This is a genomic window from Sphingomonas sp. CFBP9019 (assembly GCF_034045155.1).
Taxonomy (GTDB): Bacteria; Pseudomonadota; Alphaproteobacteria; order Sphingomonadales; family Sphingomonadaceae; genus Sphingomonas; species Sphingomonas aerolata.
This window is the reverse complement of record NZ_JAXCWK010000004.1, coordinates 380404-403679: the sequence shown is the minus strand read 5'-3', so window position 1 is coordinate 403679 and position 23276 is coordinate 380404. Positions and strand designations below refer to the sequence as shown.

The following is a 23276-nucleotide window of genomic DNA, read 5'->3' as shown; positions in this document are numbered from 1 at the left end:
ATATGGCGCGTATCAGCTTGAAACTTCCCCAGTCGGAAGGGCGCATCGCCCGCTGGCTGGTCGCGTTCATGACGCTCGGCTTCGTCGCGCTGGCCGCTGCCGCGGTCGCGATCGGCTGGATCACGGTGCGTAACGCGCGCTACACCGCCGATATTCTTCATACGCAGGACGTCCGCCAGGCGATCGCCACGTTGCAGGTCGAGATGGAGCAGTCGGAAACCGCGCGGCGCGGCTATCTTCTCACCGGCCTGCCCCTGTTCTCGACGGCCTATGAGACGACGGCCCAACGGCTCGCGCCGGCGCTGACGGCGCTGCGCTCCTCGACCCACGACAATCCACGCCAGACCGCGCGGCTCGACCTGATCGAACCGCGGGTGGGCCAGTTGCGCAGCCTGCGGACCCAGTCGATCGCGCTGGTCGACGCGGGCCGGATCGGCGAGGCGCAACGCCGGTTCGCGGTCGATGCGAGCGTCCCGCTGATGCGCAGCATCCGCTACCGGCTGCGGGCGATGGCTGCCGAGGAAGTTCGCCTGCTCGAGATCCGCAGTGACCGCCAGCAGCGGTCGAACATGCTGTTCCTGTCGGTGGCGGGCCTCGCAGCGCTGCTCCTCCTCGTCGTGGCGATCCTCGCGATCCTGGTGATCCGGCGCTACACCGCCGATCTCGGTGCGTCGCGCGACCGGTTGCACCTGCTCAACGAGACGCTCGAGGATCAGGTAGTCGAACGGACCGCGGATCTCAGCCGGGCGAATGACGAGATCCAGCGTTTCGCCTATATCGTCAGCCACGACCTGCGCTCGCCGCTCGTCAACGTGATGGGCTTTACCGCGGAGCTGGCCGAGGCCGCCGCGCCGCTGGCCGCACTGATCGACCGTGCGGAGGCGATCGCCCCGGAGATCGTCACGCCCGAGGCGCGGATCGCCGCGCGGGAGGATCTGCCCGAGGCGATCGGCTTCATCCGCGCCTCGACGCAGAAGATGGACCGGCTGATCAACGCGATCCTGAAGCTGTCGCGCGAGGGGCGGCGGTCGATCACCCCCGAACCGGTCGACCCGGCCGCCGTCGGGGACGCGATCGTCGCGTCGATCCAGCATCTGATCGACGATCGCGGCGCGACCGTCACGATCGACCGCCCGCTGCCCGCACTCGTCACCGACCGGCTCGCGCTCGAACAGATCCTGTCGAACCTGATCGAGAATGCGACCAAATATCTCCAGCCCGGACGGCCGGGCGTGATCCGGCTTGCCGGCACGCGCGAGCGCAACCGCGTGATCCTGTCGGTCATCGACAATGGCCGCGGGATCGCGCCGGGCGATCACCAGCGCGTCTTCGACCTGTTCCGGCGTGCCGGGCCGCAGGACCAGCCCGGCGAGGGCATCGGCCTCGCGCATGTCCGCGCGCTGGCCTATCGGCTGGGCGGGACGATCGACGTGGTCTCGACGCTCGGCGAAGGCGCGACCTTCCGGCTCAATCTCCCCTTCGACCTCAGGTTACAGGATCCCGTGGCATGAACGATCACAAATCCGTCGGCATCGTGATGATCGAGGACGACGAGGGCCATGCGCGCCTTATCGAGAAGAACATCCGCCGTGCGGGCATCCTCAACGATATCCGCCATTTCACCGATGGCACGACCGCGCTCGACTTCCTGTTCGATGCGGCCGACGGTCCGGCGAAGAGCGGCCCCGCGCTGATCCTGCTCGACCTCAACCTGCCCGACATGAGCGGCACCGACATCCTCGCGCGGATCAAGGCGGAGGGCAGCCCGTTGCGACGCGCGCCCGTCGTTGTGCTGACGACCACCGACGACAAGGTCGAGATCCAGCGCTGCTATGATCTCGGCTGCAACGTCTATATCACCAAGCCGGTGAATTATGAGAGCTTTGCCCAGGCGATCCGCCAGCTCGGCCTGTTCCTGTCGGTGATCCAGGTCCCCTCGGCCGAGAGTTGAATGACCGGCAAACGCGTTCTCTATATCGATGACGATGCGGGTATCCGGCGGCTGGTTGGGCGCGCGATGGAGCGTCGCGGGTACCATATGACGCTGGCCGAGTCGGGCGCGGACGGCATCGCGATGGTGCGCGCCGAACCGTATGACCTGATCGCGGTCGACCATTACATGCCCGGGATGGACGGGCTCGAGACGCTCAACGTGCTGCGCGCGCTGCCCGATGCGCCCCCCGTCGTCTATGTCACCGGGTCAGACGAGGGACGGATCGCGGTCGCCGCGCTGAAGGCGGGCGCGGCCGACTATGTCGTGAAGACCGTCGGCGAGGAGTTTTTCGAGCTGCTCGATGCGGCGTTCGAACAGGTCGGCGCGCGGTCGGTGCTGCAACAGGCCAAGGCCGTCGTCGAGGCCGATCTGCGCGCGACCAACGCACGGCTCGAGGCGCTGCTCGGCGAGGTGAACCACCGCGTGGCCAATTCGCTGCAGCTGGTCTCGGCGATGGTCAGCCTGCAGGCGGGGGCGCTGACCGACCCGGCCGCGCGCGAGGCGCTCGAGGATACGCAGCGGCGGATCCAGGCGATCGCGCAGGTCCATCGCCGCCTGTATACGAGCAACGATGTCGAGAGCGTCGACATGCGCGAATATCTCGGCGCGCTGGTCGACGAACTGGCGGAGACCTGGTCGAGCGAGGCGCTGCCACGCGCATTGCGGCTGGTCGCCGAACCGATCCGGCTGGCGACCGACCGCGCGGTGTCGCTGGGCGTGATCGTCACCGAACTCGTCACCAATGCCTGCAAATACGCCTATCCCGCGGGATCGGGCGAGGTCCGCGTGACGCTGTCGCAGACCGATGACGGCCAGTTCCTACTGGCGGTCGAGGATGATGGCTGCGGCATGCCCGCCGACGCCACGCCGCGGGGTACGGGGCTCGGCACCAAGCTGATCCGCGCGATGGCGCAGAGCTTGCATTCGATCGTCGAATATGACCGCGCGCATCGCGGCGTTCGCGCGACGCTCCGCGCCGAGGTGCGCTGACCTCCATCAGTTACGAGCAGGATTGTCGATGCTGGTCAGAGCGCGCGGCTCTGGACAGCGCCGACACGCACTCCTATTTAGTTATCGCGATAAACAGATAGGAGATTCAGCATGTCGGTCGATGTGAAATACAGCACCACGGCAACCGCCACCGGCGGTCGTGACGGTCAGGCACGGTCGGAGGACGGCCGGTTCGCGGTGGCCCTGTCGACGCCCAAGGAGCTTGGTGGCGCAGGTGGTGACGGGAGCAACCCGGAACAGCTGTTCGCGGCGGGCTATTCGGCCTGCTTCATCGGCGCGCTGAAGGTCGCCGGACAGCAGCTGAAGATGAAGCTGCCCGACGATGTGTCGGTGACGGCCAAGGTCGGCATCGGTCCGCGCGATGCGGGCGGGTTCGGCATCACCACCGATCTGACCGTCGCGCTGCCGGGTCTCGACCGCGAGCAGGCGCAGAAGCTGGTCGATACCGCGCACCAGATCTGCCCCTATTCGAACGCCACGCGCGGCAATGTCGATGTCGGGCTGACGCTCGCCTGACCCACGGGGTGGCCGGCCGCGCGAGCGGCCGGCCGTTCCGTCACGCGCCTGCGGCGTCGACCTGGTCGAGATAGTCCGCATACCCCTCGGCTTCCATCGCGTCGCGCGGGACGAAGCGGAGTGCGGCCGAGTTGATGCAGTAGCGCAGCCCGCCGCGGTCGCGCGGCCCATCCTCGAAGACATGCCCCAGATGGCTGTCCGCGCCCGCCGAGCGGACCTCGGTGCGGACCATGCCGTGGCTGCGGTCATGCAGCTCGGCGACATGCGCGGGGGTGATCGGCTTGGTGAAGCTCGGCCAGCCGCAGTGCGAGTCGAATTTGTCGGCCGACGCGAACAGCGGTTCGCCCGACACGATGTCGACATAGAGCCCGGGTTCGCGGGTGTTGAGATAGGATCCCGTCCCTGGCCGCTCGGTGCCGCTTTCCTGCGTGACGTAATATTGCTCGGGCGTCAGCTTGGCGAGCGCGGCGTCGGTCTTCTTATACTCTGTCATGCTGTCCTCTCACGCGGCGATCCGCGTCGGTTGGCCGGCCGGGATGCGCGAAAGCTGCGTCCGGTCAGCAGGGTGCCGACGGGATATAGGGGGCGTTGGCGCTATAGGAATGGCCACGCGACAGTGATAGCCAGCCCGATGAGCCGGTGCCCGGGCCGCGATCTTCACAATCCCGGGGCATGTGACGCCCCTGCGCACTGCACGCCTTGCCAGCATTCAGTCTTTCACCTAGTATTAACCATCGAAACTCATTCCGTTTACCATGATTCGTCATGATGTACGGCAATGATCGACGACCATCCCAAGTCAAGACCATGCATGTCCACGTAGATCTACGTGGGAGATATTGTACATTTGTTCAGGTCTTCGCAATGCCATTGGCGTAGAACTGCATCGATGAGGCGGCATGTTTTCAAGAAGCCTCTTGATGACAGATACGGCTCGACATGAGTGGCGCAAGGTATGTCCTGCTGCGCCCAGTCCTGGGAATTACCAATGGCTATCAACAACATGCGCGTCCAATTCGCGCTGGCGTCCGCGCTCGGCCTGACCGCTTTCGTCGGCCTTCCGGCATCGGCGCAGACCACCGGCACGACGATCGCCGCCAACGCCGAAGTCACCGAGAGCTGCGTGGTCACCTCGACCGCGCTGCAGTTCGGCGGCGCCGATGTGACCGATGGCGCCGCGCATGCGGGCACCGGTGGTCTGAACGTCATGTGCACGATGGACACAGGATGGACCGCAACGGCAGATATCGGCACCGGCACCGGCGCAACAATAGCCTTGCGCGGGATGACCTCGACCGCCGGGGGCGGCCAGCCGCTGAACTACGTCCTGTACAATGACAACACCACGACCAGCCCATGGGGTGATGGCACGGGCGGCACCTTGCCGATCACCGGCACCGGCACCGGCGCCATTGTGCCGATCGTGCTGGCCGGCAGCATCCCGGCTGGCCAGACGGGCATACCAGCAGGAACCTATGCGGATGTCGTCCAGGTCACGGTTAACTACTAAGCTCTTCAAGCAATGCGCTTTATGAGCCTCTTGCAGACCGGTCGCCTCACGGCGGCCGGTCTTTGCATGGCCGCCGCCATCGCCCTGCCCGGCGATGCGGTCGCGAGCAACTTCCGCGTCAGCCCGGTCACGCTCACCCTGCCCGCCAACCGCCCGATCGGATCGCTGACCATCACCAATGGCGAGGATGTACCGGTATCGATCCGGGTGTCCGCCTTTCGCTGGACCCAGGTCGACGGCAAGGACGTCTATACGCCGACCGACGACCTGATCGCGTCGCCACCCATCTTCACCGCTGCGACGCGGGCACCGCAACTCGTCCGCATCGGCGTGCGGCACCGCATGCCCAATGCCGCCTATCGCGTGATGCTGCAGGAGATCCCCGGGCCGGCGACGGCGAACGGCGTGCGCATCGCGGTCAAGCTGAACCTGCCGCTCTATATCGTCGCCGATCCGGCCGCCAAGGCCGCCGTCGCCTGGACCGCCTGGCGGCGCCCGGCCGGGAATATCGTCCTCGAAGCGCGCAACACCGGCGGCGCGATCGCGCAGGTCACCGGCATCGCACATCGGGCGGGGACGGGGATGGGGACGGGCGGCACATCGACCGTGCTGAGCAACGCGATGGGCGTCGTCCTGCCGCAGAGCATGCGCCAATGGGAGATCGGCAAGCATCCCGAACTCCCGAACGGGACGCCGCTGACGCTCGCGATCCGCACCGCCGATGGCGAGCACGAAGTCACGGCGAATCTGGCCGCGCGCTAGTCTGGCAATCGTGCTTCTGGCCGCGGGTTCGCCCGGCATCGCAGCCGACCCCGCGCCCATCCCGGCGGCGGGGCAGGCTGCGGCGCCGGCGGACCTGCGTCTGGCGTTGCTCGCGATCCGGATCAACGGCATCGATCAGCCCGATCCGGTCTGGGTGCTGTACGATGCGGACGCGCTGTACGTCACCGGAGACGCGGCACGCGCGTGGCGGCTGGTGCTGAAAGAGGACGATACGCGGCTGTTCGAGGGCGAGACCTATCTTCGGCTCGACACGGCGGAAGGGCTTGTCGCCGGCCTCGACGATGCGACGCAGACATTGTCGATCACCGCGCCGGCGGCATTGTTCATGCCGTCGAGCGCGCTGCTGTCGGGCCGGACCGACGGGCCGATGACGCGCAGCGGGATCGGCGGCTTCCTCAATTACGACCTGTCCGCACAGACCGCGTCCGGCGCGTCCTCGCTCGACGGCCTGTTCGAGCTGGGCGCGTTCAGCGGCGCGGGGACGATGGGGACGGGCTTCATCGCCGGCACGGGGAACAGTGGCGACGGGCGACGCAGCCTCGTCAGGCTGGATACCAACTGGACGATCGACGACCCGGCGCGGCTGCGATCGCTGCGGATCGGTGACGGCGTGACTCGCGGCAGCACCGGGACCGGTGCGCTGCGGTTCGCGGGCCTTCAGCTCGCGACCAATTTCGCGACGCAGCCGGGCTATCTGACGATGGCGCTGCCGACGCTGAACGGCAGCGCCGCCGTCCCCTCGGTCGTCGACCTTTATGTCAACAACATCCTCCAGAACCGCCAGAGCGTCGCGTCCGGACCGTTCGCGCTGACCGACGTCCCGGTGGTCAATGGCAGCGGCGATATCCAGCTGGTGGTGCGCGATGCGCTGGGTCGCGAGACGCGGGTGACGCAATCCTATTATGCCGCGCCGCAGATCCTGCGCCGGGGCCTGCATGATTTCTCGTACGAGATCGGCGTGTTGCGGCGCAATTTCACGCGGGCGAGCTTCGACTATGGCACGCCGATCCTGTCGGCGACGCATCGCTATGGTGTGACCGAGCGGCTGACGGTCGAGGCGCATGGCGAAACCACCCGCAGGATGCAGGCGACCAGCATGCAGGTCAGCGCCTTGTGGCCCGCGGTCGGGATCTTCTCGCTCTCGGCCGCGGGCAGCCATTCGGACCGGGGCGGCGGCGGCCTGTTCGGAATCGGGTTCGAACGCCAGACGCGCGGCCTGTCGCTGGGCGGCAATGGCGAGATCACCACCGCGGACTATGCGACGGTCGGCGATTCGACCGCCTATCGGCGCGCGCGCAGCACGGTGACCGGCTTTATCGGCACGCCCACGCCCTATGGGTCGGTCACAGCTTCTCTCCTGTGGCGCCGCAGCCGTGACCAGCGGGGCGATATCCTGTCGGGCAATGCCAATGCGTCGATGCGGCTCCGCCGGATCGGCGCGCTCAGCCTCAATGCGAGCCGGAGCTTTGCCGGCGCGCGTGACACGACGGTGCAGTTCCGCCTCACCGTCCCGTTCGGCCAGCGGACCAGCGCCACCGCCGGCGTGCAGCTGCGCGACGGCGAGCTCGGCGCGACGACGACGCTGCAACGCAACCTCCCTTATGGAGACGGCGTCGGATACCGGCTGCAGGCGGAAACCGGGGCGATCGAGCGGCTTGATGCAGAGGTCAATGCCCAGAGCGGCATCGGCCGTATCGATGCGCAGGTGACCCGGCTGAACGGTGCGTCGGGCGGGCGGCTGCAGCTGGTCGGATCGGTCGCGACGGTCGATGGCGCGGTGTTCGCCGCGCGTCGGATCGAGCAGAGCTTCGGGACCGTGCGCGTCGGCCCCTACGCCAATGTCCGCGTCTATTCGGACAACCAGCTGGTCGGCCGCACGAACGCGGCGGGCGTGCTGGTCATCCCGCGGCTGCTGCCGTTTCAGGACAATCATATCCGGATCGAGGCCGAGGACCTGCCGCTCGACGCGATCATCGACGAGACCAAGCGTACGGTGCGGCCCTATGATCGCAGCGGCGTCGCGGTACGGTTCGGCGCACGCGCGGCAAGCGATGCGCGGCTCCGGGTGGTCGGTGCGGACGGCAACCCGCTTCCCGCCGGCACCGTGCTTCACCTGAACGGCGCGGGCGAAGCCTTTCTGCTGGCGCCCGGCGGCGACGCCTATCTGACCGGGCTGGCCACGCGCAATCGCGTGTCCGCCACCTTTGCCGGCGGCGGGTGCGCTTTCGCCTTCGACTTCGTCCCCGCCGGACAGACCCAACCCGATCTCGGAACCTTCACATGCACCTCATGATCGGTCGCAGCGCGATCGCCGCCGCGTTTGTCTTCGCGCTACTCGCGACCGCGGCACCGGCAGCGGCAGCCAGTTGCAGCGTCAGTCCGCAGCAACTGAGTCTGGGCCACTATGATCCGTTCGCATCGGCGCCACAGGATGCCGTCACCAGCATCGCGATCAGCTGCGACGTCGAAACCAGCGTCGTCATCGCGATCGGCCCGGGCAATGGCGACTATGGCGCGCGCACCATGACCGGCGGCGCCCAGGCGCTGCTCTACAATCTCTATATGGATCCTGCGCACTCCCGAGTCTGGGGTGACGGCACCAATGGCAGCAGCACCGTCAGCAGCACCGCGGTCGCGACCAGCACCGCGATTCCCGTCTATGCGCGCGCACCGGCCCGCCAGACGCAGCTGAAGCCGGGATCCTACAGCGACATCCTCTGGGTCAGCATCACCTATTGAACGCGCGCGACAGCCCCCTCGAACTCTTGGACTTTACCGTGTAACGCCGAATTTCATCGTCCCGGCCGCGGCACCATCCTCGGGCCCCTGGCACCGCCACCGACCGGAGCAGCCATGATCCTATACGTCATCGACGACGACAGCGGCACGCGGCGGCATCTGCAGGCCTGTCTGAAGCCGTCGGGCATCACGGTCTGGCCCTTTGCCCATGCCGACCTGTTCCTCGAGCAATTGCCCACGCTCAAGCCTGCGCCGATCCTGATCGAGCTGCGGACGCCGCCGGCGCACGGCCTGGGGCTGCTCTCCGCGCTGGCACAACGCGACATCCGCTGGCCGGCGATCGCGATCACGGCGCGGACCGATGCGACGGTCACCGTCGAGGCGATGAAACTGGGCGCGACCGAGGTGCTCGACATGCCGCTCGAGCCCGAAACGCTGGCGGCCGCGCTGGACCGCGCGTTCGAACGGGTCGCGACGCTGGTGAACTGGACGCTGCAGCGCGGCGCGGCGCGCGCGCGTCTCGACCTGCTGACCGAGCGCGAGCGCAATGTCGTGCGCGCGATGATCGTCGGCCAGACCAACAAGGCGATCGCGCAGGCGATGGCGATCAGCCCGCGCACGGTCGAGGGGCACCGCGCACAGGCGCTGCGCAAGCTGAACGTCAGCAGCGTGGCGGAGATGGTCTATGTCGCGGTCGATGGCGGGCTTGCGCCCCGCGAACGCTGGCTCGACACGCCCGAACTCGCGCGCAGCCTGCGTGAGGGGTCGCCGCTGACGAACCACGTGCCACAGCTGCCCGACCCGGGCCGGTCCCGCTTCGACAATTTCGCCGCGACCTCTCCCGATGGCATTCTATGTGCGGATCATGACGGCCGGATCATCGTCTGGAACGCGGCATGTGAGACGCTGTTCGGTTTCAGCACCGACCAGGCGCTGGGTCAGACGATCGCCATCATCGATCCGCGAGAACGAGGTAACGCCCTGAGCCTTCAGCAACTCGCGGCCCGCGGCGCTGCGCATCTGGTCGGGACGACCGTCACCCTCGAGGCGACGCACCGCGGCGGGTCGAAACTGGCCGTCACCCTGTCGCTGTCGATGTGGCGCGAGGACGGCCAGACGCATTTCGGCGCGATCATCCGCAAAACCGACGCGCCACGCCTTGCCAAACCGGACTGACGCACCCGGATCGGACGATCCCTGCGCGTCGGTCCGCGGAAGCGAAACGCGCCCTAGACGTCGAGATTGGCGACGTTGAGCGCGTTGTCCTGGATGAACTCGCGCCGCGGTTCGACGACTTCGCCCATCAGCTGCGTGAAGATCTCGTTCGCGCTCTCGGCATTGACCGCGGTGACGCGCAGCATCGAGCGGACCGACGGATCGAGCGTGGTTTCCCACAGCTGTTCCGCGTTCATCTCGCCCAGCCCCTTGTAGCGCTGGATCGCGAGGCCCTTGCGGCCCGCGGCGAGGATCGCGTCGAGCAGATGGCTCGGGCGCGACACCTGCGTCGAGCCGCGCGTCGCGACCGCGGTGGCGGACCCGATCACGCCGGCACCGGTCTCTGCGGCGTCTTCCGCCTCGGGCTCGTCGGCGTGCGCTGCCTTGCTCGCGGGGACGAGGTTCGAGGTGCGCGCATAGCTGTCCGACTGCTCGGCCGACAAAGCGTGCAGCTTGCGCGCCTCGGCCGAGACGAGGAAGCTCGCCTCGATGATGTGGTGATCGGTCACCCCGCGCCACGCGCGCTGGAAATGGATGCCGCCATCCTGCGTCAGCTCGGCGGTCCAGCGCGCATCGCCGTCGTCGAGTTCGAGCCGCCGCGTGACGATCTCGAGCCGCGACGTGCGGTCCGCGACCGACGCCTCGGGATCGAACACGCCGCCCAGCGCCAGCGCCTCGATCATGCCCGCGTCATAGCGCTTGGGGACGTAGCGCATCAGCGTGCGCATCCGCCGCGCGTGATCGACCAGATCCTTTAGGTCGCGACCCGAGCGGGCGCCGCCGGGCCCTTCGAGGACCATCGACCCGACGCCCGCATCGACCAGATATTCGTCGAGCGCGGCATCGTCCTTCAGGTACATCTCGGACCGGCCCTTGGTCGCCTTGTAGAGCGGCGGCTGCGCGATGTAGAGATAGCCGCCCTCGATGATCTTGGGCATGTGACGGTAGAACAGCGTCAGCAACAGCGTGCGGATGTGCGCGCCATCGACGTCTGCGTCGGTCATGATCACGATCTTGTGGTAGCGCAGCTTGTCCGCGTTGAAGTCGTCGCGGATGCCGGTGCCCATCGCGGTGATGAGCGTGCCGATCTCGCGGCTCGACAACATGCGATCCTCGCGCGCGCGCTCGGTGTTCAGGATCTTGCCGCGCAACGGGAGGATCGCCTGGAAATGGCGATCGCGGCCCTGCTTGGCCGAACCGCCGGCCGAGTCACCCTCGACCAGGAACAGCTCGGACTTGGCGGGATCGCGCTCCTGGCAGTCGGCGAGCTTGCCGGGCAGCGAGGCGATGTCCATCACGCCCTTGCGGCGCGTCAGTTCGCGCGCGCGTTTGGCGGCTTCGCGCGCGGCGGCGGCGTCGATGATCTTGGCGACGATCGCCTTGCCGTGCGCGGGGTTCTCCTCGAGCCATTCGGCCATCTTGTCGGCCATCAGGCTTTCCAAGGGCTGGCGGACTTCGGACGAGACGAGCTTGTCCTTGGTCTGGCTGCTGAACTTCGGATCGGGCAGCTTGACCGAGACGATCGCGGTCAGACCCTCGCGCATGTCCTCGCCGGTGAGCTGGACCTTTTCCTTCTTCAACAGGCCCGACTTCTCGGCATAGTTGTTGAGCGTGCGCGTCAGCGCGGCGCGGAACGCGGCCATGTGCGTGCCGCCGTCGCGCTGCGGGATGTTGTTCGTGAAGGCGAGGACGTTCTCGTAATAGGAATCGTTCCACTGGAGCGCGACGTCCATCGTGACGTCGTCGCGCGTGCCCGAAATCGCGACCGGCTCGGGCATCAGCGGCAGCTTGGCGCGATCGAGATACTTCACGAACGCGGCGATCCCGCCTTCGTAATAGAGCTCGACGGTCTTCAGTTCCTCATGCCGTGCGTCGGTCAGGAACAGGCGCACGCCCGAATTAAGGAAGGCGAGTTCGCGGTAGCGATGTTCGAGCTTGTCGAAGTCGAAATCGGTGATCTTGAAGGTGGCGGGCGACGGGAAGAAGGTGACGCGCGTGCCCTTCTGGCCCTCGGCCGCGTCGCCGACGATCTTCAGCGGGAGCACCGCGTCGCCGAACGCGAAGCGCATGTAATGCTCCTTGCCGTCGCGCCAGATCGTCAGGTCAAGCCATTCGCTGAGCGCGTTGACGACCGAGACGCCGACGCCGTGCAGGCCACCCGAGACCTTATAGGCGTTCTCGTCACTGGTGTTCTCGAACTTACCGCCGGCGTGGAGCTGGGTCATGATGACCTCGGCTGCGGACACGCCTTCCTCGGTATGGATGCCGGTCGGGATGCCGCGGCCATTGTCGGTGACGCTGACCGAACCGTCGGCGTTCAGGACGATGTCGATCCGGTCGCAATGCCCGGCAAGCGCCTCGTCGATCGCGTTGTCGCTGACCTCGAACACCATGTGGTGGAGGCCCGACCCGTCGTCGGTGTCGCCGATATACATGCCGGGGCGCTTGCGGACCGCGTCGAGGCCCTTGAGGACCTTGATCGAGTCTGCGCCATAGTCGCCCTGGTTGGGCAGGTTGGGATTGTTGGATTCAGGGTTGGATGCCATGCCCAGCATATAGGCATCGCACGCCCGAAACGGAAGCGAAATGGCCTGTAGTGCCGGGGGTCGGGTCGTGAGGCGTAGGACAGCGTTCGGCTCTAGCCTCGCTCCAAACACGTCGCCTCCCCGGCGGAGGCCGGGGCCCAGTTGGAAAGGTGGTCGTAACGCAGCGACCCCTTCCGTCAGAGACGTCCCCCACCTGGGCCCCGGCCTTCGCCGGGGAGGAGCCTGGCCCTTCCCTCTCGCCCCGGGGGAGAGGGAGCTTGCGCTCAGAAGTGGTCGACGCGCTGGCCGAGCAGGGTGACTTCGACCCGGCGGTTGAGGCGCATGCCGGCGGCGGTCCCGTTCGTCGCGACCGGCTGGCGTTCGCCGTGGCCGACGACGCTGAAGCGTGCGCGGACGACGTCCATGTCGTCGAATGCCTGGCGGACGCTCGCCGCGCGGCGCTCGGACAGGTCCTGGTTATGCGCATCGGACCCGCGCGAATCGGTGAATCCGTCGATCGCGACGCGGACGCCCGGATTGCCGCGCAGATAGCGCGCGAGCGGGCGCAGCTTCTCGATCGCCCCGGGGCGCAGCACCGCGCTGTCGGTGCGGAACAGCACGTCCTCCTGCAGGGTCAGCGTCGCGCCGCGTGGCGTCTGGCGGAAACCGTAGTTGCGCATCGCGCCGCGGTCCCACGTCGTGCTAGTCTCGACCACAGTGGTGCCGCCGCCGCGGTCGCCGCGATAGCCTCCCGGGTCGCGGCCATAGGCGGCCCAGTCGAACCGGTCGCGACGCGGCCCGGCGATGCGGGCGAATTCGCGGTTGGCGTCGTCGGCTTCCTGCCGGTTGATCCGGCCATCGCCGTTCGCGTCGAAATTGGGCATCACGAACGCACGGCCCCGCGCGGTATTGCGGAGTTCGGGAAACAGGATCGGCACGCCCGCGCCCGCCAGCCGGTAACCGGGGCGCGACCAGGGCGGGTTGCTCATGTCATAGCGCGCCTGCGCGAATGCCGGTGCGGTGGTTGCCGCGATCATGACCAGCCCGAATGCGGCGCGTGCGATAGTCGTCTTCATCATGTCTCTCCGTCGCCCCCGCTATGGACCGGGGCGCGATAGACCGGGATGTGCCCGCGCCTGCTTGAATGCCCCGTGACGGGAGTCGACAGCGCGCGTTCAGCCAGGCCCGACCGCGATCCGCGTCGCCTGCGCGTCGATCGCATCGAACAGCGCATCCTCGGTGCCGGTCATCCACACCTGCCCGCGCCCCGCCAGCCGATCGAACAGCGCCGCACGCCGCGCCGGATCGAGATGCGCGGCGACCTCGTCGAGCAGCAGGACCGGGGGCTGCCCGGTCCGCTCGGCGACCAGCTCGGCATGCGCCAGGACGATCCCGAGCAGCAGCGCCTTCTGCTCGCCGGTCGAGGCGAGCGACGCGGCGCGCGCCTTGTCGTGGTGCGTGACGATCAGGTCGACACGGTGCGGCCCGACCAGGGTCCGCCCGGCAGCGGCATCGCGCGCGCGACCCTGGGCAAGCGCGACCGCGAGTGGCGCGGCATCGCCGGCCCAGCCGTCGAGCGCGAGGCCCGCACGCGGAAATGCGCCGTCCGTCTCGCCCGCCAGCCGCGCGCCGAGCAGGTCGACCGTCTCGCGGCGCGCGGCGTCGAGCGCGTCGCCATGGTCGGCCATCTGCGCCTCGAGCGCGGACAGCCAGTCGCCATCGGGACGGCCTTCGTCGCCGAGCAGCCGGTTGCGCGCGCGCATCGCCGCCTCGTAGCGCGCGGCATGATGCGCATGACCGGGCGCGAGCGCGAGCGTCAGCCGGTCGAGAAAGCCGCGGCGTTCGCCCGCGGGGGCGACGAACAGCCGGTCCATCGCGGGGGTGAGCCACAACACCGTCAGCCATTCGGCGAGCGTATTGGCGGTGGTGGTCGCACCCTGGACGCGGACGATGCGGCGCTCAGGCGCCGAAGTCAGCGCGCCGGTCGCGATATCGACATCGCCGATGTGGCTACCAGCGTCGGCATATTGGTCACGTTCGTCCCCAGCTACGGACGTCTCACCTCGCGCGGAGGGGCAGAGCGTTGCTGCGACGCCGAAACCGCCCGCACCGCCCTGCCGCGCCATCTCGCCGAGCGCCGCCCGGCGCAGCCCCCGGCCGGGGGCGAGCAGCGAGACCGCCTCAAGGATATTGGTCTTGCCCGCGCCGTTCGCGCCGGTCAGCACCACGAACCCCGCCCCCGGCTGGAGCGTCAGGTCGGCATGATTGCGGAAATCGGTGAGGACGAGGCGCGACAGCATCGCACCGGCCTTAAAGGAGTTTTGCAGCCGAGTGCATCGCCCTTTTCCGTTCGCCCTGAGCGAAGTCGGCGATCGGTCTGGTCAGGACCACCCGCGACAGACCCGGTGCGCTGTCAGCCTTCGCGTCAGGCGGCGATCCGCTCGGGCCCGGTGCCCGCCCCCGCCTTCTGCGCGCTCAGATAGGAGGCGAGCACGGGACCGAGTTCGCGCTGCGCGTGCAGATAGGCGACCGGCGTCGCGATCCCGAGCCGCGCGCGTGCCGCATCGAGCGGCTCGTGCAGCAGGGTCAGATAATCCTCGCCCGAAATCCAGTGTGCCTTGCGGCCGTTGCGATAGCCTTCCCAGACCGCCTTGGCGAACAAGCCATTGCCGGTGACGCGGAGGCTCTTGAGCGCCGCAGCCGACCCGATCAGCGCCCAGCCGAGCCCGCCGACCTGCGCATAGCTGAACGCGACGAGCGCCGCCTCACCGAGACTCTCGTCCGCTTTGTAGCCGGTCAGCACGTGCCAGATGTCATGCGTGTCGCGCACCCGCCGGCCGAACCACGCATAGGGATGCGCCAGATCGTCCTCGCTCGGCACCAGCCGCGACACCTCGACCAGCCCGTCCGCCGAATAGCCCGTCGTCTCGAGGAAAAGGCGATAGGCCGCGCCGACCGTGCCGGGCCCAAAGCTCGCGACGAACGCCGGATCGGAGAAGCGCCGTGCGAGCTCGACCTGCTCATAGGCGATCCGCCCGCCCCGCTCGGTTGCAATCAGCCGCGCATAGTTCATCGGCGCGTTGCCGACGTTCAGCGCGCGCATGATCCGGAACACCTGGGTCGTGTCGTCGCCATTGGCGAGGAGCTTCCGGATCGCATCCATCGCGGTCCGCCAGTCGCGACGACCGGTCGTACCAGGAAAGGGAGGAAGCTTCGCCATCGAGTCGACTCCTTACTAACAGCAATGTCAGTATCAGATCCGCTCGAGCCTTCAAACGAAAAAGGCCACCCCGCAGGATGGCCTTTCACGCGATCGCCAGCGTCCGCCGGTCAGACGCGCATCGGCATCAGCACGTAGAGCGCGGGCGACTTGTCGTTTTCGCGGATCAGCGTGGGCGCGGCGGCGTCGGCGAGGTGGACCTCGACCATGTCGCCGTCGATCTGCGCGAGGATGTCCATCAGATAGCGGCTGTTGAAGCCGATCTCGAACGGGAGCGCGACATAATCGCCGGGGACTTCCTCCGCAGCGGTGCCGTTTTCGGGCGAGGTCACCGACAGCGTGATCTTGTCGCGGTCGAGCGCCATCTTCACGGCGCGGGTCTTCTCGGTGGCGATCGTCGACACGCGGTCAACGCCTTCCATGAAGCTCTTGGGGTCGATCTTGAGGATCTTGTCGTTGCCGGTCGGGATCACGCGACTGTAATCGGGGAAGGTGCCGTCGATCAACTTCGAGGTCAGGATCGCCTGCCCAAGGTCGAAGCGGATCTTGGTCGGCGACAGCGACACGCCGACCGAGCCGTCGACCTCGTCGAGCAGCTTCCGGAGCTCGGCGATGCATTTGCGCGGCACGATCACGTCGGGCATCGATTCGGCGCCCTCGGGCCGCGGCAGCGTGATGCGCGCGAGGCGGTGGCCGTCGGTCGCGGCGGCCTTCAGCACCGGGTTCGCGCTGTCGCCGTCCGCGACGTGGAGGAAGATGCCGTTGAGATAATAGCGCGTCTCTTCGGTCGAGATCGCGAAGCGCGTCTTGTCGATGATCTGCTTCAATGTCTCGGCGGGCAGTTCGAACTGGGTCGGCAGTTCGCCTTCCGCGATCACCGGGAAATCGTCGCGCGGCAGCGTGCCGAGCGAGAAGCGCGCGCGGCCCGCGATGATGCTCATCCGGCCTTCCGAGGCGGCGAGCTGGACCTGGCTGCCCTCGGGCAGTTTGCGCGCGATGTCGAACAGCGTGTGCGCGGACACGGTGGTCGCGCCCGGCTGATCGACGGCGGCTGCAATCGATTCGTTGATCTGCAGATCCAGATCGGTCGCCATCAGCTTCAGCGTACCCTCGGCAGTCGCCTCGATCAGCACGTTCGACAGGATGGGGATGGTGTTGCGCCGTTCCACCACGGACTGGACATGGCTCAGCCCCTTGAGGAGCGTTGCGCGTTCGATCGTCGCCTTCATCAAAATTCCCCCGGCCTCCACAGCCGGATTCGGGGCTGGGGGCAATCCGCAGATGGCTTACCCAACAATAAAGGGTCGGAGCAAGCGCCCCGACCCTTCTTTGATCACGGTAAACGTCGCGTTAAACCGCAATCAGAAGCGGAAGCCATAGCTGGCAACGACCTGATGACGATCGGTGTCGACGTCGAATCGGCCGCTGGTGCCGCCGGTCGCATAGTCGATGTTGCTGCGCTCATAGTTCGAATAGCGATATTCGAGCTTGGCATAGCTGTTCGGGCCGACCGCATGCTCGGCACCCGCGCCGATCCGCCAGCCGTCGAGGTTGAAGTCGGTGTCGGTGGTCTGGTTGGTGTCGCCCGCGAGCACGTTCAGCTTGGCGTTGGTGTAGCCGCCCTTCGCGTAGATCATGGTCGTCGGCGCGACGACATAGCCGACGCGGCCACCGACATAGATGTCGCGGCCCTGCTTGACGCGACCGAAGCCGAAGTCGCTGGTATAGTCGTTGCGGTCGCTCTTCGCGGTCGAACCGGTCAGTTCGGCCTCGGCGCCGAGCACGATGTTGCTCGAAGTCGCGATGTCGTAGCCGATGCCGCCGCCGTACAGCAGGCCGTCGATCTTCTGGTCGTCGCGCCCGTTGTTGTTGGACACGCTGCTGCCGGCGCCAGTGTGGTCGTAGCCGAGCGTGGCCTCGACGCGCGGGCCGGTGAAGGTCGGGTTGGTCTGTGCCAGCGCGGGGGCGGCAACGGCGGTGGTCGCGAACAGCGATGCGGCGATAAGCTTACGCATTGGGATACTCCATTGATCTTCGTCACCCCCGAACGCGGGGTGGATGGCTCCAATGGACCAATCCGACAGGCGTTGCATGAACCCCAGATAAACACGGAAATCCGTTGCTTTTGCGCAACAGGGGGTTGAAATGCGGGCCATGATTCCAAGCCCTCGGCAACGTGCAGCGGACCTCGGTCCAACCGGCCAACCGCCCGTCAGGCTCGGCCGGGATTTCGTCGCACGGCACGGCGAAACCGTGTTCAACGCCGCGCACCGATTGCAGGGCGATGCCGCGCACACGCCGCTGACGCGCGCCGGATTCGCGCAGGCCGACGAGCTCGGCCGTGCGCTGCGGGATCTGCTCGGGGCCAGGCCTGCGCTGACCCTGTGGGCGTCGCCGACCGGGCGTGCGCTGCAGACGCTGGCGGTGATCTGCGAGCATCTCGAGCTCGACTGGCACGATGCGCGCACCGACCCGCGGCTGGTCGAGATCGACATGGGGTCGTGGGGGGGCCGCTATTATGCCGATGTCGTCGACGAGGTCGGGCCGGTGATGATGCCCGGCGGCACGCTGAAGCCCGCGCCCGATGGCGAGACCTATCCGCAGATCGCCGCACGGGTCGGCGGCTGGCTCGCGGACACCGCGCAGGATCCGGGCGACCGGCTCGTGATCATGCACGGGATTTCGAGCCGGGTGATGCTGGGCGCGATGACGGGTGCGCCGGTCGATCCGGTGCTCGGCGCCGCGGTTGCGCCCGGGTTGCCGCAGGGGTCGGTGACATTGGTCGAGCAGGGCCGCGCGACCGTTCCGCACCGCGGCACCGGCTTCGCCCCCGCGTGAAGCTGGCGGTGCTGCTGGCCTTCGCGGTCGCGACACCGGCGACGGCGCGCGACACGATCGGCATCTACCGGGGATGGGGCGCGTTCCGCGACGCGGCGCCGCCGCGCTGCTACGCGATCGCGCGGCCGGTGATGGCGGGTGGGCGCACGACGGGTTTCGCGACCATCGCGACCTGGCCGAAGCGCGGCCTGCGCGCCTCGCTGTACATCCGCCTGAGCCGCGAGCGCGATCGCTCCGCCGGGGTGACGCTGACGGTCGGCGAACGCCGGTTCGCGCTGGTCGCGAACGGGCTGGACGCATGGGCGAGCGATGCCCCTAGCGACCGCGCGATCGTCGCCGCGCTGCGATCGGGGCGGAGCATGAGCGTCGAGGCGGTCGGCGTCGGCGGGCGGCCGTTCGCGGATGTCTATGCGCTGTCGGGCGCGGCGACGGCGATCGATGCCGCGGTGCTGGCGTGTCGCGGGGGGTAAGAGCGCGCCCAACCTCTGCGCCTCCCCGGCGGAGGCCGGGGCCCAGGTGGAAAGGTGGTCGTAACGACGGGCCGACCATTATTACCTCCGTCCCCCAACTGGGCCCCGGCCTTCGCCGGGGAGGTGTTATCGTGTGGGGCTACGCGTGGTGTTCATGGCGGCAACGCTTCGCTCCACTCACCCTGTAGAAAAATCGTCAAAATTCCGCTATGCGCCCGGCCATGCAGACCGCCGCGAACCTCATGCCCATCCCCGGGCACATCGATCCCGTGCCCGTTCCCCGCAGCTTCGTGCCGCGCAGCGACGGGCGTATCGACCTGCTCGGGCTGTCGCTCGCCGATCTGCGGATGGCGCTGGAGACGTCGCAGCTCGAGGAAAAACAGGCCAAGTTGCGCGCCAAGCAGCTGTGGCACTGGATCTACAATCGCGGCGCGACCGAGTTTTCGGCGATGACCGACATCTCGAAGACGATGCACCCGTGGCTCGAGCAGCGCTTCGTCATCAGCCGGCCGAACGTGGTCGAGGCGCAGGTGTCGACCGACGGCACGCGCAAATGGCTGCTGCGATCGGACGACGCGCAGGATTACGAGATGGTGTTCATCCCCGACGCGGATCGCGGCACCTTGTGCGTGTCGAGCCAGGTCGGCTGCACGCTCAACTGCACCTTCTGCCACACCGGCACGATGCGGCTGGTGCGCAACCTGACGCCCGCCGAGATCGTCGGCCAGGTGATGCTTGCGCGCGATTCGTTGGGCGAATGGCCGAGCCAGCCCGAGGGGCGGATGCTCACCAACATCGTGATGATGGGGATGGGCGAGCCGCTGTATAATTTCGAGAATGTCCGCGATGCGCTGAAGCTGGTGATGGACGGTGCGGGGCTCGCGCTGTCGCGGCGCCGGATCACGCTGTCGACCAGTGGCGTGGTGCCGATGATGGCGCGCGCGGGTGCTGAGATCGGCGTGAACCTCGCCGTGTCGCTGCACGCGGTGACCAAGGAGGTGCGCGACGAGATCGTGCCGCTCAACCGGAAGTACGGCATCGAGGAATTGCTCCAGGCGTGCGCGGACTATCCCGGCACCAACAATGCGCGCCGGATCACGTTCGAGTATGTGATGTTGAAGGACAAGAATGATTCGGACGCCGACGCGCACGAACTCGTCCGGCTGCTGCGCAAATACGAGCTCCCCGCCAAGGTGAATTTGATTCCGTTCAACCCATGGCCGGGCGCGGCCTATGAATGCTCGACGCCCGAGCGGATCAAGTCGTTCTCGAGCATCGTGTTCGGGGCGGGCATTTCGGCGCCGGTGCGCACCCCGCGCGGTCGCGACATCGATGCCGCGTGCGGCCAGCTGAAGACCGCGTCGGAGAAGAAGAGCCGCGCGCAACTCGATCGCGAAGCCGCGCTTGCCTGATTTGGGTGTGGTGGCACTGGCGGCGGGTGCGGGGTTGCTGGGCGGCGCGATGAACGCGCTGGCGGGTGGCGGCAGTTTTGCGACGATGCCCGCGCTGATCGGGCTGGGCGTGCCGTCGACCTTCGCCAATGCGACGAGCAATGTCTCGCTCCAGCCCGGCGCGATGGCGAGCGCGTGGACCTATCGGCACGGGCTGGAGCCGGTGTCGGGCGTCGGCATGCGGACGATGGCGGGAATCACCTTCGTCGGCGGGCTCGTCGGCAGCCTGTTGCTGGTCGCGACCTCGGCGCGCGCGTTCGACCTAATCGTGCCGTGGCTGCTGCTGTTCGCGACGCTGGCGATCGCGTTCGGCACGCAGGCGTCGCTCTGGCTGCGGTCGCGGGTCGAGATCGGGCCGAAATCGCTGGTCGCGGTGCAGGCGATGCTGGGCGTCTATGGCGGCTATTTCGGCGGCGGGGTCGGGCTGATGCTGACCGCCGCCTGGGGGCTGTTGTCGGGCGCAACGCCCGCCATGCTTGCCGCACCACGCACGCTGATGCTCGCGGTCGCCAATCTCGCGGCAACGATCATCTTCATCGCCACCGGCATGGTCTATTGGGCGCTGTGCATACCGATGCTGCTCGGCGGGATCGTCGGCGGGCATTTCGGCGCGAAGCTCGGGCTGGTGTTGCCCGCCAAGGTCATCCGCGTGTGGACACTGCTGGTGACGATCGCGACGACGATCGTGTTCTTCTGGCGAGCGTACGGCTGAGAATTGTTTCCCCGCGAAGGCGGGGACCCAGCCTGGGCACCCGACTTCACGGGTAACCGGTTTGTGCGGCTTACCCCGGCCGACGCATCTTGAAGAGCGACTCCTCGGTGATCGCGAAATAATCCGCAGGACCGCCGCCGCGCAGGATCGGTTCGCCGCGCGCGGTCTGGTACACGCCGTCGTCGAGCATCGCCGGGTCGATATGGATCGCGACCGCCTCGCCGAGCACCAGCCACTGGTCGAGTTCGCGCCCCTCCTTGGTTTCCAGCCGGACGATCTGCGTCACCTTGCATTCGAACTGCGCGCGGCTCGCGGCGACGCGCGGCGGCTTCACGTGCAGCGAGGCGAGCGTCTCGAGCCCGGCGAGTGCGAATTCGTCGACGTCCGCCGCGACATTGGCCGCGGTCGCGTTCATCGCCTCGCCCAGATCGCGACTGACGAGGTTCCAGACGAACTCGCCCGTCGCGGCGATGTTGGCGACGCTGTCCTTCCACCCCATTGACGAGAAGCCGATCAGCGGCGGTGTGTAGTTGAACAGGTTGAAGAAGCTGTAGGGCGCAAGATTGGGCACGCCGTCCGCGGACAGCGTGCTAACCCAGCCGATCGGACGCGGCGCGACGATCGCGTTGAGCGGATCGTGCGGCAGGCGATGGCCGCTCGCCGGTTCGTAAGAATGCCATTCGGTCATACGCGTATCCCTGCTATGGTCGGAGCTTGTCGCCTAAAGCGAAGGCCAAGCATGAACGATCCCGCCCGCCCTATCGCCACTGCCCCTGTCACCGTCATCAAACGCCACCGGATCGCGACGCGGCTGTGGCACTGGATCACCGCGGTGGCGATGTTCATCATGATCGGCAGCGGGATCGGCATCTTGAAGGCGCATCCGCGATTCTACTGGGGCCGTTATGGCGCGAATTTCGATCAGGCGTGGACGACGCTCGACCAGTGGCCGGGCTGGGTGGTGACGCTGATCAACCTGCTGACGATCCCGGCGAGCTACAACCTCGCCATCTCGCGACGCTGGCACCTGTTCTTCGCGCTGGTCCTGTCGTTCGCGTTGCTCGGCTTCATGATCGTCAGCCTGTTCAATCGGCATTTCCAGCGCGACCTCCGCGTCCGGGCGGGCGAGCTTGCGCCGCGCGAGGTGGCGCATGACGTGCGCGAGCATCTGGCACTGCGCTTCCACGATCCGAAGCGGCCCGCCGCGTACAACATCCTGCAGAAGCTGTCCTATGTCGCGACGATCTTCATCCTGCTGCCGGTGATGATCCTCACCGGGCTGGCGATGTCGCCGGCGATGGATGCCGCCTGGCCGTGGCTGCTCGACATCTTCGGCGGGCGCCAGTCGGCGCGGTCGATCCACTTCATCGCGATGGTCGCGCTCGTGCTGTTCATCATCGTCCACCTCGCGCTCGTGATCCTGGCGGGCGCGTGGAACGAGGTGCGATCGATGATCACCGGACGCTTTACCGTTCCGGGGCACGTCCCCGCGCATACCGGGGAGGATGCCGCATGAGCACCATCATCACCCGCCGCTCGCTGGTCGCGGGCGCGGCGGTCGGCGCCGGCGCGTTGCTCACCGGGTGCGACAAGATCATCCAGCATCCCGAGGCGCGCAAGATCCTGTTCATGGGCGAGGAGATGCAGCGCGGGCTGCAACGCGCGCTGACCGATCGCAACGCGCTCGTCCCCGAGTTCAGCGCGGCGCAGATGTCGCCGATCTTCCGGTCGAACGGCACGCGCAATCCGGGCACCCCGGCCTATACCGAGCTGCTGGTGAACAACTTCGCGGACTATCGGTTGCGCGTCGGCGGGCTGGTCGACCGGCCGCTGTCGCTCTCGCTGCCGCAGCTCCGCCAGATGCCCGCGCGCGCGCAGATCACGCGGCACGACTGTGTCGAGGGCTGGTCGGCGATCGCCAAGTGGCAGGGCCCGAAGCTTGCCACGCTGTTGCAGGCCGCGGGGATCCGCGACACCGCGCGCTACATCGTCTTCACCTGCGCCGACCTGTACCGAGGCACGCCCTATTACGAGTCGATCGACCTGATCGACGCATTCCACCCACAGACGATCCTCGCCTGGGCGCTGAATGACCAGATTTTGGACGTCGCGCACGGCGCCCCCGTCCGGCTGCGCGTCGAACGCCAGCTTGGCTACAAACATGCCAAATATATCATGGCGATAGACGCCGTCGCCAGCCTGGCCGGGATCGGCAAGGGCAAGGGCGGCTATTGGGAAGATAATGTGGATTATGATTGGTATGCGGGAATCTGACGCCGCCCGGGGGGTGGCG

Annotated in this window: 23 protein-coding genes; 15 read left to right on the top strand and 8 right to left on the bottom strand. The window is 67.5% G+C overall.

Annotated elements, in window-relative coordinates:
• The first annotated feature begins 2 nt into the window (after positions 1-2).
• The 4 genes from SOM18_RS13595 (at position 3) to SOM18_RS13580 (ending at position 3520) form a co-directional block, all read left to right on the top strand.
• Positions 3-1511, top strand: coding sequence for a sensor histidine kinase (locus tag SOM18_RS13595; protein ID WP_056673510.1), 1509 nt, complete (start codon positions 3-5; stop codon positions 1509-1511).
• A complete protein-coding gene (locus SOM18_RS13590) occupies positions 1508-1951 on the top strand; it encodes a response regulator (RefSeq protein ID WP_031394819.1) in 444 nt (147 codons plus the stop codon). The genes SOM18_RS13595 and SOM18_RS13590 overlap by 4 nt, the downstream gene beginning before the upstream one ends.
• Entirely contained in the window at positions 1952-2983 is a 1032-nt protein-coding gene (locus tag SOM18_RS13585; protein WP_320481822.1) for a sensor histidine kinase, read from the top strand.
• 111 nt (positions 2984-3094) lie between these two features.
• Positions 3095-3520, top strand: coding sequence for an organic hydroperoxide resistance protein (locus tag SOM18_RS13580; protein ID WP_031440472.1), 426 nt, complete (start codon positions 3095-3097; stop codon positions 3518-3520).
• Positions 3521-3560: 40 nt separating this feature from the next.
• Here SOM18_RS13580 and msrB read toward each other — a convergent pair whose 3' ends face one another.
• Complete coding sequence (msrB, locus tag SOM18_RS13575; RefSeq protein ID WP_031440471.1) at positions 3561-4013, bottom strand: peptide-methionine (R)-S-oxide reductase MsrB; 453 nt, start codon at positions 4011-4013, stop codon at positions 3561-3563.
• Positions 4014-4508: 495 nt separating this feature from the next.
• Between msrB and SOM18_RS13570 the strand changes: the two genes are divergently transcribed.
• From SOM18_RS13570 to SOM18_RS13550, 5 genes are all read left to right on the top strand, one after another.
• Positions 4509-5030 carry a Csu type fimbrial protein gene (locus SOM18_RS13570; RefSeq protein WP_320481821.1) on the top strand — a complete coding sequence of 174 codons (522 nt, stop codon included), beginning with the start codon at positions 4509-4511 and terminating at the stop codon, positions 5028-5030.
• Between the two features lie 21 nt (positions 5031-5051).
• Positions 5052-5792, top strand: a complete 741-nt coding sequence (locus tag SOM18_RS13565; RefSeq protein WP_320481820.1) for a fimbrial biogenesis chaperone — start codon at positions 5052-5054, stop codon at positions 5790-5792.
• Positions 5793-5802: 10 nt separating this feature from the next.
• Positions 5803-8106 carry a fimbria/pilus outer membrane usher protein gene (locus tag SOM18_RS13560; RefSeq protein WP_160172630.1) on the top strand — a complete coding sequence of 768 codons (2304 nt, stop codon included), beginning with the start codon at positions 5803-5805 and terminating at the stop codon, positions 8104-8106.
• Entirely contained in the window at positions 8094-8552 is a 459-nt protein-coding gene (locus SOM18_RS13555) for a spore coat U domain-containing protein (protein WP_320481819.1), read from the top strand. The genes SOM18_RS13560 and SOM18_RS13555 overlap by 13 nt, the downstream gene beginning before the upstream one ends.
• A 114-nt stretch (positions 8553-8666) precedes the next feature.
• On the top strand, positions 8667-9728 hold the full coding sequence (locus SOM18_RS13550; protein ID WP_031440466.1) for a LuxR C-terminal-related transcriptional regulator: 1062 nt from the start codon (positions 8667-8669) through the stop codon (positions 9726-9728).
• 53 nt (positions 9729-9781) lie between these two features.
• Here SOM18_RS13550 and gyrB read toward each other — a convergent pair whose 3' ends face one another.
• The 6 genes from gyrB to SOM18_RS13520 form a co-directional block, all read right to left on the bottom strand.
• Positions 9782-12313 carry a DNA topoisomerase (ATP-hydrolyzing) subunit B gene (gene gyrB / locus SOM18_RS13545; protein ID WP_031440465.1) on the bottom strand — a complete coding sequence of 844 codons (2532 nt, stop codon included), beginning with the start codon at positions 12311-12313 and terminating at the stop codon, positions 9782-9784.
• Between the two features lie 263 nt (positions 12314-12576).
• The gene (locus tag SOM18_RS13540; protein WP_414712118.1) at positions 12577-13371 is read right to left on the bottom strand and encodes an OmpA family protein; all 795 of its coding nucleotides are present in this window, start codon (positions 13369-13371) and stop codon (positions 12577-12579) included.
• Positions 13372-13467: 96 nt separating this feature from the next.
• Complete coding sequence (gene recF, locus SOM18_RS13535) at positions 13468-14592, bottom strand: DNA replication/repair protein RecF (protein WP_320481817.1); 1125 nt, start codon at positions 14590-14592, stop codon at positions 13468-13470.
• A gap of 125 nt (positions 14593-14717) precedes the next feature.
• Positions 14718-15512 (bottom strand): Coq4 family protein, encoded by a 795-nt coding sequence (locus tag SOM18_RS13530; RefSeq protein WP_031439127.1) that lies wholly within the window; start codon positions 15510-15512, stop codon positions 14718-14720.
• A gap of 110 nt (positions 15513-15622) precedes the next feature.
• Positions 15623-16741 carry a DNA polymerase III subunit beta gene (gene dnaN, locus SOM18_RS13525; RefSeq protein ID WP_031439126.1) on the bottom strand — a complete coding sequence of 373 codons (1119 nt, stop codon included), beginning with the start codon at positions 16739-16741 and terminating at the stop codon, positions 15623-15625.
• A gap of 132 nt (positions 16742-16873) precedes the next feature.
• Positions 16874-17527, bottom strand: coding sequence for an outer membrane protein (locus tag SOM18_RS13520; RefSeq protein ID WP_031439125.1), 654 nt, complete (start codon positions 17525-17527; stop codon positions 16874-16876).
• Positions 17528-17666: 139 nt separating this feature from the next.
• Between SOM18_RS13520 and SOM18_RS13515 the strand changes: the two genes are divergently transcribed.
• From SOM18_RS13515 to SOM18_RS13500, 4 genes are all read left to right on the top strand, one after another.
• Complete coding sequence (locus SOM18_RS13515; RefSeq protein WP_042466314.1) at positions 17667-18350, top strand: histidine phosphatase family protein; 684 nt, start codon at positions 17667-17669, stop codon at positions 18348-18350.
• Positions 18347-18820: an invasion associated locus B family protein gene (locus SOM18_RS13510; RefSeq protein WP_031439123.1), complete on the top strand. Its 474-nt coding sequence runs from the start codon at positions 18347-18349 to the stop codon at positions 18818-18820. The genes SOM18_RS13515 and SOM18_RS13510 overlap by 4 nt, the downstream gene beginning before the upstream one ends.
• A 221-nt stretch (positions 18821-19041) precedes the next feature.
• Positions 19042-20232, top strand: coding sequence for a 23S rRNA (adenine(2503)-C(2))-methyltransferase RlmN (gene rlmN, locus SOM18_RS13505; protein WP_042466312.1), 1191 nt, complete (start codon positions 19042-19044; stop codon positions 20230-20232).
• Entirely contained in the window at positions 20225-20983 is a 759-nt protein-coding gene (locus SOM18_RS13500) for a sulfite exporter TauE/SafE family protein (RefSeq protein ID WP_037530331.1), read from the top strand. The genes rlmN and SOM18_RS13500 overlap by 8 nt, the downstream gene beginning before the upstream one ends.
• 70 nt (positions 20984-21053) lie before the next feature.
• Here the strand turns inward: SOM18_RS13500 and SOM18_RS13495 are convergent, their stop codons facing one another.
• Positions 21054-21671 carry a flavin reductase family protein gene (locus SOM18_RS13495; protein ID WP_031439120.1) on the bottom strand — a complete coding sequence of 206 codons (618 nt, stop codon included), beginning with the start codon at positions 21669-21671 and terminating at the stop codon, positions 21054-21056.
• A gap of 51 nt (positions 21672-21722) precedes the next feature.
• Here SOM18_RS13495 and SOM18_RS13490 point away from each other — a divergent pair, with 51 nt between their 5' ends.
• Both SOM18_RS13490 and SOM18_RS13485 read left to right on the top strand, forming a co-directional pair.
• Positions 21723-22499, top strand: coding sequence for a cytochrome b/b6 domain-containing protein (locus SOM18_RS13490; protein ID WP_042466308.1), 777 nt, complete (start codon positions 21723-21725; stop codon positions 22497-22499).
• Complete coding sequence (locus SOM18_RS13485; RefSeq protein WP_031439118.1) at positions 22496-23257, top strand: molybdopterin-dependent oxidoreductase; 762 nt, start codon at positions 22496-22498, stop codon at positions 23255-23257. The genes SOM18_RS13490 and SOM18_RS13485 overlap by 4 nt, the downstream gene beginning before the upstream one ends.
• Positions 23258-23276 lie beyond the last annotated feature (19 nt).